Origin of the sequence: Flavobacterium hercynium, from assembly GCF_002217285.1 — a bacterium.
Classification (GTDB): Bacteria; Bacteroidota; Bacteroidia; order Flavobacteriales; family Flavobacteriaceae; genus Flavobacterium; species Flavobacterium hercynium.
Map to the genome: position 1 here is coordinate 1 of NZ_MUGW01000057.1, position 15,769 is coordinate 15,769.

Below are 15,769 nucleotides of genomic sequence, written 5' to 3' on the forward strand. Positions count from 1 at the left end.
CCTTAATATTCAAAAGTTTTTCATTAAAAAAAACGTAATTAGGAATTTTTTATAAATGAAACTTTTCTTGTTAATTAAAAATTTGTAGGTTAATCATTATTGTAACCTGTAAAAAAGTTCTCCCAATTTTATTAGATTTGCAATTCATAAAACCTACCCATGAACAAAATAGTATTAATATTGATTATGTTGATTTATCAACGCATTAGATTTTATGAAAAATGTTACGCATCACTATGGGGTGGAATTAGATTGGGTTGAACCATTAGCTTTACAGCTTGAAGGAAGAGTAGAAGGGAATTTTATGATAATACCCGATCACATTCAGACAGGCTACAATTATTTTTTGAATTGCGGATCCGGAATTTCTGCACTTTATTTAGATACAGTGTATCACTCTAAAATTCATTTTAGACAAGAAAATAAAACCGATGACTTTATCGGATTATATTATAACCTTACTGAGGGAGAAGCAATATTAATAGCAGATAACCAAGCCAATACTGTTGGCAGATGGAACTACAATCTGGCTATAATCGACAGCAGTTTTAGTGCAGATTATATAGTACAGCCGGGAACCCATACTTTTGCGCTGTGTATTTTTATTAAAAAAAGTATCGTAAAACAATATTTCGTAAAGAATTCTTCTTTAAAAGAACATGCGGATCAAATTTTAGACTCAGCTCAAAATACGATAATCAAGCATACAAGAATGAGTGTTGACAGTCATAATCTTTTGATGGAGTTGCGCTCTAAAACTGTTGGAGGAAGTGTTTTTGATCTTTATTTAAAAGGTATTGTTCAAAATCTTTTGGCAGATTACATCGAAAAAATGAGTTTTGAAGATTTAGTTATCGATAAAATTAACGAAAATGATTTTGCCAGTATTATGAAATCTCAATCGTATTTGGTAGAGAATTTAGATCAGCTATTTCCCAGTATTGAGTTTTTAGCACAAATGGCACACATGTCGGAATCTAAATATAAAAGTCTTTTTAAAAAAATTACCGGAATTACCCCAAATGCTTTTTTTTTAAACAATAAACTGTTAGAATCTAAACGTCTTTTGCAACTAAGGCACTTGACTATTGCTGAGATAGCATATAGTTTGAATTTTACCAATAGTTCTTACTTTACAGTTAAGTTTAAAGACGCTTTCGGAATGTCTCCAAAAGACTTTATAAAGCAATTAATTTAATGAAATTCTTTATTATATCGTTTTTTATCAATTGCTATATCAGTTATATAAAGAAACGTGTTTCTAAATATATTGTGTCATGATCGAAATTAATCTTAGTTCTTTTTCAATATCAAGTTGGCTTCAAAATCTTGCTGAGCAGCTTGGAGCAGAAATTATAGATGAAAAATTTATTTTGATACCGGAAAGTATTGGAAAAGGAGGATTTTTTATAACAGAAGTTGCTCCGGGTTTATCTGTAGTAATTTGGGATTTAGTTTTTAAAGAAGCTATTGATATAAAAGTATTAAAAGCAGATTCCAGTCTCTTTGTAGTACATTACGATTTTAGCGATGACTTAAATTTAATCATGATCGATGGTACCAGATATAAATTTGATTACAAGACAGATTTGGGAATGGGAGTTTTTAATGCAGCATTAGAAAGTCTGCATCATCCTACAGTGGGAGAACGCATTTATGCAATGAGATTATTAGTAAACAAAAAATTACTCAATGTTCTGACTGCAAATCGTGTTATGAAAATGACGGATAATAAAATAAAGAATGGTAAAAAAACAATTTGTTTTTTCGATCATATTGACAGTAAAAGCAGAATACTTCTGCAAGACATTAAAAGTAAATCAATTTTTGACCCTGCGTTCGAAATTTATTTACGAGGAATTAGTTTTAGACTACTTTCTAAATTTATAGATCGCTACTATAATATGGAACCTTTAGTATATCTTATTTCAGAAAAAGAAGCCGATTTATTGATGACTACAAAAGATTATCTGAAGGAAAATTTGCTAAACAATTTTGTTGGTGTTGACGTATTGGCAGATATGGCAGGAATGTCTGTAACAAAATATAAATCTCTTTTTAAAAAGATGTTTTTAACTACACCCAATGGTTTTTTTGTTCAGGAAAGAATGATTTTAGCAAAAAAGCTTCTTAGAAGTAAAAATTTTTATTCTGTTGCAGAGATCGCAGCAGAATTAAAATTTCATAAAACAGCGATATTCAATGTAGCTTATTTTAAGTATCATGGAGTAGACCCGTGTATTGATTTTATTGCACTTGATGATTTAGAATGATATCCTCTATTTCTAGTATTACTTCTGTTATAAATCACAGGTAGCTACTTAGAAAGAAAAAAAAATTGATCTAAAATATGTCTTGATCTAATATTCTTATAACGTCGATTAATTTGAGAATAGATTTACTTTGTGCTGTTATTCTCTCTATTAGATAAATTAAACTTCAGTTCAAATTCTTAATAAAACGATCATGAATAAGAAAAATATCCGATTAATTATGATTTTTATATTACTATGTCATTATTTATTAAGTTTAGTTTTTTTATGATGTAATGATTAAATTAAAATATCATAAAAATGCCCCAAAATAGTTTTTTTGGGGCATTTTTATAATCTTGAAAAAAGTTTATTACTGTACTCTTTGAAATGATAAATTGATTTAATTTTTATCATTATCGGAAGTTTCGTCAGCATTTTGTTCTTTCTTAGGATTTTGATCCACAATCTTCTCTGATTTAGCAGTGTTATTGATATCAAAATCATTTTCGGGATGTTTTAGATCTTCAATAAATTCTTCCTGATACTGATAAGGATCTTCGTCACGCGCATAATTATCATTATCAACAAGCGTATTCTGATCTATGTAATCTGGATCACTTTCTCCAAATTCTGTTTTGTTCTCTATACTATTATTATCTTTTTTAAAGAGATTTTCGTCTTGAATCAGGTTGCCATCAACAAGGGTATTTTGATCAATATAATCAGGATCTGTCTGACCATATTCGTGGTGGTTTTCATTTTCCATAACGTTGTTTTTTTGTATGATTAATTTTAATTTTCTAATTTATCTAAACTGCGATGTTTTTCATTTTTATTTAAAAGATTACAGTTTTAATTAATACTTTTTACAAAGTTAAGTAGCAGGCTATCTGAATTAATTACAATAAAACCAGTTTGAGTTCTATAATTATCAGGTAGTTAACATAATGTTTTAATAGATTGAATCTTTCTTTTGCGGTATGCTCAGTATAATTCTTAATTTAGAACTATAAATGTAAATTTCTGAATGAATTATTGTTTTTATGAAGATAATAATATCTTTGTAAAAGATTTTGGTCTATTTTTTTAATAAAAAATAGTTAAAAGGGAATCAGGTTAAAATCCTGAACAGACCCGCTACTGTAAGTTCTATAAAAGTCTTTAAAATATACAAACAACCACTGTTTGCCAAGCAAATGGGAAGGTTTTTAAAGATAGAATAAGTCAGGAGACCTGCCACAATCACATAGTTTGAAACTTTCGAGGAATAAAGTTGAGACAACGAGATATTTAACCTGTTACGATGTAATGGGAAATAATTCTTATATATCTTAAATACATCCTGAGAGTTTATTTAATAAATCAGTGATGTATACTATAAAAAAAACTTTCTTATTCATTTTATTTTTTCTGCCATTTATACTTCATTCGCAAGTATCAAACGATAGTTTACGGGTTTTAAAAGAAGTAATACTAAAAGCAAAACCCTATCAAGAAGTAATTCCGGTACAAACGCTGTCCGGAAAACTACTGGAAAATTTAGCAAGTCATACAGTTGCTGATGCCCTTAGATATTTTGCCGGAACTCAAATTAAGGATTACGGTGGTTTAGGCGGACTTAAAACAGTTGATGTCCGAAATATGGGAACGCATCACGTTGGTGTTTTTTATGATGGTATACAACTGGGTAACGCACAGAATGGAGTTACCGATCTGGGAAAATATTCCTTAGATGACATGGAATCCCTTACCATGTATAACGGTCAAAAAAGTGAAATTTTTCAGTCAGCAAAGGATTTTGCAGCAGCTTCGACTATTTACTTAAGAACAAAGCGTCCTGTTTTTGAAGGTACAAAAAAGACAAATGTGTTGGTGCGCTACAAGACAATGTCAATTAATTATGATGATCCTTCATTTAGATGGGAGCAAAAATTAAGCGATAATGTAAGTATGAGTGTTAGTTCTCAATACATAAAATCTAATGGACAGTACAAATTCAGATACAAAAGAAAAAATCTCGATGGCACCGTAGCGTACGATACAACCGCTACCAGATTGAATAGTGATATAGAAGCACTGCGAATAGAATCTGGTATTTATGGAAAAATAAAAAATGGTTCATGGGATGCTAAAGTCTATTATTACGATTCTGAAAGAGGAGCACCAGGCGCAATTGTAGAGAATAAATTTTCGGATGGTTTTAGACAATTCGATAAAAATTTCTTCACTCAGGCTTTTTTAGTGAAGGATTTTACAGAAAAGTACAAATTTCAGGCAAGAGCTAAATATGCTTACGACTACACACATTATATAGCACGGGATACTACAAGTGTATTGGGAGAAGTGGTAACAGAAGGAGCACAATCAGATGATAGTTATTTTCAGCAGGAGTATTACTTTTCAGGTGTTCATCTTTACAACATAGTATCCAATTGGGATGTATCGCTTTCTACCGATTTTCAGTACAATAGATTAAACGCTACCCGAAAAGGAATTCAAACTCAATTTTCATTTCCACAACGCTACACAGCCTTATTTTCTTTGGCAAGCAGTTACAGGATTAATGGTTTTAAAGTTTTAGGAAGCGTTGTTGGTACTCACGTACAAGAAGAGGTACGGTACAATACAAAAGCTCCTGATAAAACAGAATTTACTCCGGCACTTTTTCTAGGTTACACACCATTTAAAGACTATGATTTTAATTTGAGAGCATTTGCAAAGCGTATTTTCAGAATGCCCACTTTTAATGATTTGTATTATACTATGGTTGGATCCAGTACCTTACGACCGGAATATATGAATCAGTTTGATGTTGGATTTACTTATAACTGGCCAATAAAAAATAGCTTTGTTGATAAAATATCTTTTCAGGCAGATGCCTATTACACCAATACTAAAGATAAAATTGTTGCGGCACCTACGGGAAATTTGTTCCGTTGGATGATGACTAATATTGGTCAGGTAAAAGGACATGGAATCGAATCTGTTCTTAATATAGCAATGCATGTTGATAATGTGCAGCTAACCACAAACCTAACCTATGCTTATACAGAAAGTAGAGATTATACAAAATTTTCAGGTCTCGAACTATCGTCTTATGGAGACCAAATACCTTACACACCTTGGCATAGCGGATCAGCAATTTTGAATGCTGCTTATCAGACATGGAATTTTAATTACAGTTTTGTTTACGTTGGAAAGCGGTATAACGGTAACGTAAACAATATCAAAATTAATGAAGTGCAGCCTTGGTATACGCATGATTTAGCTGTACAAAAAGCATTTACTATTAAAACGTATAAACTAAAAGGAGCGGTGGAGCTCAATAATGCGTTGAATCAAAACTATGAAGTCATATACAATTACCCAATGCCGGGTCGTACCATGAAATTTATATTAAGTATTGAGCTATGAAAAAGACAACAAATATATTCCTTGGATTATGTATAGCTCTTGCATTTACTTCTTGCCGAGAGGATGAAATAATTTTTCCTTCTACAGATGTAAGTGTTGCTGCACCTAGAAATGATGGAAACATACAGGGTTTTTATCTTCTTAATGAAGGTAACATGGGAATGAACAGAGCCAGTATAGATGTATTTGATTATACAACAGGAAATTACACGACCGATATTTATTCAGAACGCAATCCTTCTGTAGTTAAAGAACTTGGCGATGTCGGTAACGATATAAAGATTTACGGTAATAAAGTATATGCTGTAATTAATGTCTCCAATAAGGTTGAGGTTATAGAAAAATGGTCAGCAAAACGTATCAAAAAAATTGATATTCCAAATTGTCGATACGTAAGTTTTTACAAAGATAAGGTTTATGTGAGCTCTTATTCTGGTCCAGTTGCTATAAACCCCAATGCAGAACTTGGTTTTGTAGCCGAAATTGATACGACCTCACTGGAGATAAAACGAAAAGTAACAGTAGGATATCAGCCCGAGCAAATGGTAGTACATAACGGAAAATTATATGTGGCAAATTCAGGAGGCTATAGAGTACCCAATTATGACAGAACGGTTTCTGTTATTGATCTTGAAACTTTTACAGAAATAAAAAAGATAGATGTAGGCATAAATCTCAGCAAAATGGAAATAGATAGTAGAGGAGATATTTATGTAAGTTCAAGAGGAGATTACTACAATACACCTTCCAATCTTTTTGTGATAGATACACAGACTGATGAGAAAAAAATGCAGCTTGACATTCCCGTTTCAGGAATGTGTATGGTAGAAGATATACTTTATTTCTATAGCGTTTCCTGGAGTTATCTGACAGGTAGTAATAAAGTTACGTACGGCACATTTGATACGAAGACAAAAAAAATCATTAATGATAAAATTATTACTGACGGGACAGACAAACAAATTATCATTCCTTACGGACTTCAGGTTAACCCTGAAACTAAAGAAATTTATATAACCGATGCGCAGAATTATGTCGTAACAGGATATATCTACTGTTTTACACCGGAAGGTAAATTAAAATGGAAAACCACGGCAGGAAATATTCCGGCACATATTGCTTTTATAACTAAAAAATAAAATATCATGAAAAAAAAACTGCCTTATTTCATAGTACTATTAATGACAATTTTATTTGTTGGATGTAGTGATGATGATAATAAAAATGAACTTGTACCTGAAGATCCGGAAGTTGTGATTCCGGGAGAAGTCCTGAAAGAATCTTATACGATTAGTAGGTTTAAGGTACTTACAATTAATCCAAATTTAGCAGCTAATTCTCAATTAACCTGGAGTGTAAATGATTCTATAATTTCAGAAACTGCACAGTTAGAATTTATTAGTCCTTATGCCAAGAATTATCCACTTACTTTGAAAGTTAATAGTAATGGAGTAGTAACAACTTACAATTCTACCATTACAATTACAAAAGAGACAACTACATATAGTAAGTACATTTCGAACGTATTAGATTTCCGTCCGGGAATCGGTCAGTTTACCAATGAGATTCCATTATATGTTGCAGGAAATACAGAAGCGGTTGTTATAAATACAGCAAAAAAAGCACTTGTTGGTTCTAATACTACAATGGTATCGTTAGGCAGTTTTGGTGGTTATGTCGTATTTGGCTTTGATCATACCATTCCGAATATGGGAGGCAGGGATTTTAAAATTTTAGGAAATGCATTCTGGGGAAGTGAAGCCAGTGAAAGCCGATCAGGATCATGCGAACCCGGAATTGTAGTAGTAGCTTATGATAAGAATAAAAATGGAGTTCCTGATGAAGAGGAATGGTACGAAATAGCCGGAAGTGAATATTTTAAAAATACGACAATAAAAAATTTCAGTATTACTTACCACAAGCCAGATCCTAACAAACAGCCTGTTGCAGGAATAGAATTTTGGCAAACAGATGTCGAATATATCAGTTGGGAAGATAATTTAGGAAACACAGGTTACAAAACAAAAAATGTATTTCACGATCAAAGCTATTATCCCTTATGGATTGCAGATGCATCTTACACACTTAAAGGAACAAAGATAGAAGACAATTTTTACGACCAAAGTGGTACCGGCAACTATTGGGTGGGAAAATCATTTGAATTTGGCTATGCAGATAATGCACCTAATAATGATGAAGCCTCTAATATCGATATCTCTTGGGCAGTAGATAAAAATGGGAATTACGTAAAACTTCCGGGGATAGATTTTGTAAAAGTATATACCGGAGTAAATCAGGAGGCTGGCTGGCTGGGAGAAGTTTCGACAGAAGTAGCGGGTGCTTATGATTTACATCTTAAATAAATAATAAAAACTCTTTTTAATTATAAACAACATGAAAAAAAATTACCTCTTATTACTCGTATTACTTTTCGCGTTTCTAACCAATGCGCAGGTAAAAGTACAAGGCGTGCCCCGAAATGATATTAAGGAAATAACTACAGCTAAAAATCAGCTAACCTATAAAAGTAATGTAACTGTTTTTGATGATATTCAGTATTGGGTAGGAACAGGTTCTAATAAAGCAGCTTTTGTAGTGCAATGGAATGATGGTAAAAGTACTGATGCTTTAGTATGGGGTTTTAGATGGGATGGTGCAGCAACGGGCGAAGATATGATGAAAGCGATTGCAAAAGCAGACCGACGTTTTTTCACACTTCTGTATCAGGGAACACAATTCGGAACCGCGATAGGAGGCTTAGGCTTCGACTTAAATGGAGCTAAAAGAAATGGTCTTTATAAAGGAACTGACTTAACATATCCATTTTACCCTATAAGCGGAATTGTAAATACTACTGCTTACGATTTTGATTCTTATACAGCGATTGATGCTGATGATCATTGGAAATCAGGTTGGACGGCAGGTTTTTGGGCGTATTGGAAAAAAGATCCTTCAAACACTGATTTTGAGAAATCATCTTTTGGAGCATCAACTCGTACTTTAGAAAATGGTTCCTGGGATGTTTGGAATTACACACCTGTAGGGGATAATGTTGATGTTGCATCTACATTTAGTCCGGTTGCTCCTTATATTGCATCAACAGATTTCACTAACGGATTCTTTATGGTAAACGAAGAATGGTTCGGACATACTAATGGATCTGTAAATTTTGTTGGTAATGATGGAAATATAAATTATCGTGTTTATAGCGAAAACAACGACAATAAAGCTTTTGGTGCTACTACCCAATACGGAACAATTTACGGTGATAAATTTTATTTTATTTCAAAACAAGCTGCAGATGGCGGAGATATGCAATACACTCCTGGCGGTAGACTTGTAATTGCTAATGCCAATAATATGAAAAGAATAGCTAGTTTCGATAATATTGGTGGAGGGGACGGACGCTCTTTTTTAGGGGTTAATGAAAATACTGGTTATATAGGATCTTCAAACGGAATATTTTTGTTTGATATTGCTAATTTACAAGTTGGCGGCTTAATACCGCAAACAGGTGGAGGAGGTCAGTATTCCGGACAAATAGGGAACATGATTCGTACCTCACAATATGTATTTGCTGTAAGACAAGGTATTGGTATTTTTGTAATTGATCCCGTTAGTCATACTGTAATTAAAACAATAAGTGGTGCATTCAATTCAGTTGTTCAGGCAAAAGATGGAAGTATCTGGGCTATTCAGGATTTAAAATTAATCAATATTAATGCATTAACTTTCGAGACAACAGAGTATAAAATTCCAACGACTAAATATGTAGGTTCTTGGGGAGCATGGAACGCAGGAAGTTTTACTTACAGTACGCAAGAAGATGCGTTATATTGGATTAGTGGTGTTAACGCTTATGTTTCAGGAAAACAAATTGTGAAGTTTGATGTTGTATCAAAAACATTTAATGAAAATTTTGCTGAAATTCCGGGACAGACAGGAACGTATAAGCAAATTTCTTATGGAGCTGCATTACGTATTGACCCAGTTTCAGATCACTTAATTTTAAATACTACAGAAAGTGGATATGGAGCACATTATCAAAAAAACTGGATTCATACTTTTGATAATAAAGGTAATTTAGTAGACACAAATACCTTAGATGATTATTATTGGTTTCCGGCCGTTACGGTTTTCCCTGATAATAATGTACCAGTTGTAAATACTACTTTGCCAACTGAAGTTTCATTGACGGGTATTACAACTATAGATTTAAAAACAGTCGTTTCAGATACAGATAATTTATCAGTTGCGATCGTAAAATCAATCAAATCAAATAGCAATGCTGCAGCAGTTTCGGCAAGTATAAATACGAATGATGAATTAGTTTTGCAACCTTTAAATGGAGGTGATGCTACAATTGTAATACGTTTTAATTCTAATGGTAAAGTAGTTGAAAAGTCTATAGATGTTAAAGGAGATGGTACTTTAGGAGTAGGCGATTTTCAGAAAGTTCAGTTAGCGATTTATCCTAATCCTGTTTCAGAAATTTTAAATATTCAAACTCAGGACGAAGTATTACAAGTTACAGTGTATGATATTTCAGGAAAAGTAATTCACACTGAATTAAAAAGTAATCAGATTAATGTAAGTTCATTTATAAAAGGTTTTTACCTTATTAATGTAGTAACTGACAAAGCTAAATATGTACAGAAATTCATTAAGAATTAAGGATGCATTAACTCCAAAGAATAAAGAAGTTTACATTCTAAAACCACATGAAATGTAGACAATTTAAATTAAATTTATAAAATGAGCTCGATAGCTGTATCGGGCTCATTTTTTTTTTTGTTCTTATGTCATTTCTATTATATAGTTATTCATAGATTCATTAATTTAAAATTTCAAGGTCAGCAATTTATTCTTTTCTCTGACTAATTATATTGTAACAAAAGTACTACTTGTATTTTTGATAATGCCAGCTAATCTTCTATCATTTTATCCGAAATAAATCCTTTTTTAATTAAAATTCACTTTTCAGAGCGCTTTTTAGGCATGTAAATTATGTCCTATTCTGATATTTTTTAGAAATTTTAAGACCATAGAGAGATCTAAATTTGTCCTAAACAAAGATGTAAGAACTAGCGTCGGTTATCAAAATATAAAAAAGGCTTCTTTTTTATATAATATTAAGGCAACTAAGGGCTTACGTTTAATTATTGTTTTGTTTTTGAGTTCTTCTAAAATGGAATAGTAAGTAAAAACTAAATAGCTTATGAAAAAGACTACACAATTAAGACAGATTTTATTGACTTTGATTTTCTTTCAAAGTTTTTGTATGATCGCGCAAAATTTAAAGCCCTTTACAACAAGACATGATAGAAGCTTGAAAGGTGATATGTTACTTATAGGTAACAATATCTTAAGTCGACATAGTACTAATTCTTATAATGGAACAGGATACAATAGTGACTTCTATATGACGTATGTTGATACGGATAATGATAGCAGTACTTTTAGTTCAAGTAGTGCTACTTTGGCAATACCAAATCCAGCATGTTACAAAATTGTGTATGCAGGTTTATATTGGGGGGCTATTTTACAAGAAGCTGATCGTAGAGATATTGAAAAAGTTAAACTTAAATTACCAACAGGTGCTTATCATGATATAAATGGTCAGTTGATTTATGATGCAAATAGGACACCTATTGGTCGTGAAAGTAATAAACCTTATGCTTGTTACGCTGACATTACATCTTTGGTAAGTGGACAGGCTAATGCTCAGGGAGAATATACAGTAGCGAACGTTAAATCAAGCATTGGTAGTAATGGTGGTACTGGATTATCTGCAGGTTGGTCTATTTTTATTGTTTATGAAGACCCTAAACTTCCGGCAAAGTACATTACTTCTTTTGATGGTTTTAGCGGGATTGGTTCTGCACAAACCCTGGGTATTCCAGTTTCTGGATTTAAAACTATTCCAGTTGGCCCTGTTCGTGCTAAATTTGCTTTTGCGGCTTTAGAAGGAGATGGAGGTATCCCTGGAGATTACTTAGAAATTAATAGAGCAAAAATTTCAGCTGTTAATGCCAGAAATCAGGTTATACGACCAGCTAATAATTTTTTTAATAGTAGTGTGACATATATTGATCCTGCTACCGGCAAAACAGATAATTTTCTAAACAGAAGACCTGCAAGTTCTAATACATTAGGGTACGATGCAGGAATTTTAAATGTTGAGAACCCTCAGAATAAGGTTATACCCAATAATGCTACTTCAACAACTATTACATTAGGCAGTTCTCAGGATGTTTACTTCTATTATTTTAATGCTATAGCCGTAGATATTATAGAACCTAATATTGTATTAACAAAATTGGTAAAAGATGCTGCCGGTAATGATATTGGAGGTCAGGCAGTCAAATTAGGTCAATCGTTAAATTATGAAATCGGGTTTAAAAATACAGGTAATGATGATGCAACCTCCTTTACTATTAGAGATAAATTACCGGATAATATTATATTTAATTATCCCGCAGATTTAAGTCCTTTACCTGCTGGTGTAACAGTGCAAAATTATGATGATGTCAAAAAAGAAATAATTTTTGCAGTTAATAATTCTTTAGTTAAAGCGAATTCTATAAAACAAACCGATATAAAATTTAAAGTTCAGGTAATTCCCGATTGTAATTCATTTACGAATGCCTGTTCTAATAGTATTGATAACTCAGCCTATGCTACCTATAGAGGAAGTCTAAACAGTAGTTTCATAATCTCAGATGATCCAAGTGTTAATTCGAATACAGGATGTATATTAGTTCCTAAGGCGACTAATTTTTTAGCTGGCGTTGATACTTGTAATTATAGCCAAAATGTTACTCTTTGTGGTACAAGTGTAGATTTAATTGCAGGTAATGGTTATACCACTTATACTTGGTACAGTGATGCTGCTCTTACAAAACAAATAGGAACAGGACAAACACTTAACGTAAAAAATCCTGGAACATATTATGTTTACAATTTAGCAGCGGCTCCTTGTTTGTCTATTTCGCAATCTTTTGTAGTCACACGTTCAGGCAATGTGACCAATAATCCTGTTACTCCATTTCAGGATGATTTTGTAGTATGTCGTAACGACGGAAAAGAATTGCCACATATTATCTTATGTGGGGCAAATGCTTTTAGAGAAATTAAAACCAATATTTTAGGTACTACTAGTATTGTTTGGGAAAGACTGGATACAGCAAGCTGTGCAGCAGCCTCTAATCCGGATTGTGCTAATGAAGATCCTGCATGTACTTGGAATACTGTATGGACTGGTGCTAACTACAAAGCAGATACTGCCGGACAATATCGTTTAAAACTAAATTATACAGGAGGATGTTACAGTATTTTTTATTTTAATGTATATACCAACTTATTAAACCCAACAGAAAAACACCATGATATTTTTTGTGGAAAACCAGGTAATATTACAATTGGTGGCTTTTCCAGTGGTTATGAATATAGTCTTGATGGAATTAATTATGTGCCAAGTAATAGTTTTGATATTGTTACTCCAGGTTTGTATACTGCTTATATTAGACAAATTAATGCACCGGCTAATTCTTGTATTTTTACTATAGTAGATATTTTAATTAGTAAGCCAACTTTTAGTGTTACACCTAAGATAACAGATGCTTTGTGTTATGGTGAGAAAGGAAGTATAGAAGTTGATGTTGCTGGTGCAAGGGGACAATATTCTTTTATAATTTATAATGACAGAGGCCAGGAAATTGGGAGAAGCGGGTTAACAAACCAGTCAAATTATACTTTTTCTAATTTAAAAGCCGGACAAAATTATACTATTGAAGTTTCTACAGATGACGGTTGTAAAGATACTGTTTATGCTTATATACAAGATTATTGGGGACAGCCCTTTACTGCAATAGCAGCACTAATTGAGCCCTTAACAGCATGTAATACAATAAAAGGGAAAATCAAGATTATAGCAACTGGTGGTCTTGCACCTTATAATTATGAATTGAATAGTTCTGGAAGTTTTCAAAACTCAGATGAGTTTGAAATTACAACTCCGGGAACTTATGATATTCTTGTAGTAGATTCTAATAATTGTACAACTCAAACATCAATTACAGTTACAGATAATCCAAAACCTGTTTATACAATTACAAGTGCAAATAGCTATTGTTATAACAGTGGTTCTGGTGAAATAAGAGTCACGGTTACAAATGCTAATGGTTATACGATGTCTTACAGTATTGATAATGGAGCGACTTTTCAAAATTCGCCTGTTTTTTCTAATGTACAGGAAGGTACCTATGATGTAGTAGTAAGATATGGCTTATCATATACACCTGTTCCAGGCCAGCCTCCGTTGATGAAAAATTGTGAAGACAAAAGCCAGGTAATTATTACAGGACCAGCTTCTGGTATAAGTGCATCAGGAAGTGTATCCGAATTAGCAGGATGTACTTTATCAGGACAAGGTGGAAAAGTAAGAATTACAAATGTAAAAGGAGGTACGTTTCCTTATCAATATAGTTTTGATGGCGGTGCTACATGGCAGGCAACAAATGAAAAAGACGTATTGCCGGGACAGTACATTTTAAAAGTAAAAGATGCATTAGGCTGTGAATATACGATTCCTTATAATATAGTTTTAGATCCTAAACCTGCAGATCCAATAATTACAGTTGACCCTCCGGTGTTTAATTGTAATGGAAGTGCAACAACTGTGGTAACAGTTACCAATAGTAGTTCTGCTAATTTTAGATATGAATATTATTTAGATGGCAATCCAAATACACCAATTGATAGTAATACATTTACCAACGTAACTAGCGGAAATCATACGATTTCAGTAAAATATGTTGTTATTAGTGTACCAAGTTATAGTAATTTACTAATCGAAGATTTTGGTTCTGGTACTAATACGACAACGGCGGGTATTGCTTCTGCTTATTGTTATCATGATTTATCCAAACCATCAACTTGTACAGATAGAAGAGGAACTTTAGAAGATAATCAGTATGTAGTAACTAAAGCTATTATCCCAAATAATGTAAACTGGTTTGAATTTATAGATCATACTTCAGGAGGTTCAGATACAAATGGAAGATTTTTAGCAGTGAATGTTGGTTCGGCAGCTGGTGCTTATGGAATTTTGTATAAAGAGCCTGTTGTTGATGTAATTCCAAATCAGCCTGTAAAAGTAGATTTGTTTGTAGGTAATTTGCTAAGAAAAGGGGTTGGTGGTGCTGCGCCAATTATAAGAATTCAGTTGGTTGACCCTAGTGGAAATGTAGTTGCACAACAAGATACAGGTAAGATTGCTGATGCACCTAGCGATCCCAACAGAAATAAATGGGTTCCAATATCAATTTCTTTAGATCCTGGAAATAATACTAATTTAACATTTGTAATTCGTTCAGGGAGTTTAGAATATAACGGTAATGATTTAGCCATTGATGATATTTCAGTTTATCAAATACCAAAAGCATGTGGTACTTCTAAAGATTTCCCATTTGTTATAGCTACTGACAAAGCCTTTAAAGCTTCAATAACAGGATTTAAAGATGTTAGTTGTTTTGGTCAAAATGATGGAGAAGTAACTATTACGGCAGAGAATTTTAAATTGCCTTATGGTTTTGATTATTCATTAGATGGATCTACTTGGGTTAACTCAAAAGTTTCACCTGTTATAGTTACAGGATTACCAGCTAGAAATTATAATATACAAGTGCGTTATGATGCTTCAGCTTCAACTTGTGTTCAGCCTATTCCTCATGAGGTAAAAACACCGCCACTTTTAACGATAAGTGCATCGGTAACGAGTCTGGCTACTTGTATTCAGGGAGCTACCATTACTGCTACGGCAGCAGGCGGAACGACTCCTTATGAGTTTGAATTAAGAGATGCTGCAGGAGTTGCTGTTATTGCACCTTTCCAGTCTTCGGGTATTTTTACTAATGTTGGAGCGGGAGTGTATACGGTGTTCACACGAGATAATAATGCTTGTTCTTCAAGCGCTTCTGCTCAGGTAACGGTTATGTCGCCGGTTTTATTGGCAGCAGCTTTATCGAACAGTTCAAATTTATGTTATAGTTCGACAAGTCCTGCGACTTTAGTAGTTACAGCAAACGGAACAGCTCCTT

General features: G+C 33.0%; 7 protein-coding genes, 1 pseudogene and 1 riboswitch. Of the genes and pseudogenes, 7 read left to right on the top strand and 1 reads right to left on the bottom strand.

The genetic code is table 11. The features are described 5' to 3' along the window. The first annotated feature begins 214 nt into the window (after positions 1–214). Both B0A66_RS20685 and B0A66_RS20690 read left to right on the top strand, forming a co-directional pair. Entirely contained in the window at positions 215–1,198 is a 984-nt protein-coding gene (locus B0A66_RS20685; RefSeq protein ID WP_089051754.1) for a helix-turn-helix transcriptional regulator, read from the top strand. 79 nt (positions 1,199–1,277) lie between these two features. Then, entirely contained in the window at positions 1,278–2,273 is a 996-nt protein-coding gene (locus tag B0A66_RS20690; protein WP_089051755.1) for a helix-turn-helix domain-containing protein, read from the top strand. 382 nt (positions 2,274–2,655) lie between these two features. On the opposite strand, the gene B0A66_RS20695 is transcribed toward B0A66_RS20690, so the two are convergent. Continuing rightward, positions 2,656–3,021, bottom strand: a complete 366-nt coding sequence (locus B0A66_RS20695; protein ID WP_089051756.1) for a hypothetical protein — start codon at positions 3,019–3,021, stop codon at positions 2,656–2,658. Between the two features lie 291 nt (positions 3,022–3,312). Then, positions 3,313–3,510, top strand: a riboswitch (cobalamin riboswitch). 113 nt (positions 3,511–3,623) lie between these two features. Between B0A66_RS20695 and B0A66_RS20700 the strand changes: the two genes are divergently transcribed. The 5 genes and pseudogenes from B0A66_RS20700 to B0A66_RS20720 form a co-directional block, all read left to right on the top strand. After that, a complete protein-coding gene (locus B0A66_RS20700; protein ID WP_089051757.1) occupies positions 3,624–5,669 on the top strand; it encodes a TonB-dependent receptor in 2,046 nt (681 codons plus the stop codon). After that, positions 5,666–6,808 carry a YncE family protein gene (locus B0A66_RS20705; RefSeq protein WP_089051758.1) on the top strand — a complete coding sequence of 381 codons (1,143 nt, stop codon included), beginning with the start codon at positions 5,666–5,668 and terminating at the stop codon, positions 6,806–6,808. The genes B0A66_RS20700 and B0A66_RS20705 overlap by 4 nt, the downstream gene beginning before the upstream one ends. Positions 6,809–6,814: 6 nt before the next feature. Continuing rightward, positions 6,815–8,032, top strand: coding sequence for a cell surface protein (locus B0A66_RS20710; RefSeq protein ID WP_244283560.1), 1,218 nt, complete (start codon positions 6,815–6,817; stop codon positions 8,030–8,032). Positions 8,033–8,063: 31 nt separating this feature from the next. Further along, positions 8,064–10,343: a DUF5074 domain-containing protein gene (locus B0A66_RS20715; protein ID WP_089051759.1), complete on the top strand. Its 2,280-nt coding sequence runs from the start codon at positions 8,064–8,066 to the stop codon at positions 10,341–10,343. 544 nt (positions 10,344–10,887) lie between these two features. Next, a pseudogene (locus tag B0A66_RS20720) lies at positions 10,888–15,769 on the top strand (hypothetical protein); the annotation flags it as partial.

Coding starts and splice junctions, on each gene's coding strand:
- B0A66_RS20685 (WP_089051754.1), top strand. CDS start 215: ATGAAAAATGTTACGCATCACTATGGGGTGGAATTAGATTGGGTTGAA.
- B0A66_RS20690 (WP_089051755.1), top strand. CDS start 1,278: ATGATCGAAATTAATCTTAGTTCTTTTTCAATATCAAGTTGGCTTCAA.
- B0A66_RS20695 (WP_089051756.1), bottom strand. CDS start 3,021: ATGGAAAATGAAAACCACCACGAATATGGTCAGACAGATCCTGATTAT.
- B0A66_RS20700 (WP_089051757.1), top strand. CDS start 3,624: ATGTATACTATAAAAAAAACTTTCTTATTCATTTTATTTTTTCTGCCA.
- B0A66_RS20705 (WP_089051758.1), top strand. CDS start 5,666: ATGAAAAAGACAACAAATATATTCCTTGGATTATGTATAGCTCTTGCA.
- B0A66_RS20710 (WP_244283560.1), top strand. CDS start 6,815: ATGAAAAAAAAACTGCCTTATTTCATAGTACTATTAATGACAATTTTA.
- B0A66_RS20715 (WP_089051759.1), top strand. CDS start 8,064: ATGAAAAAAAATTACCTCTTATTACTCGTATTACTTTTCGCGTTTCTA.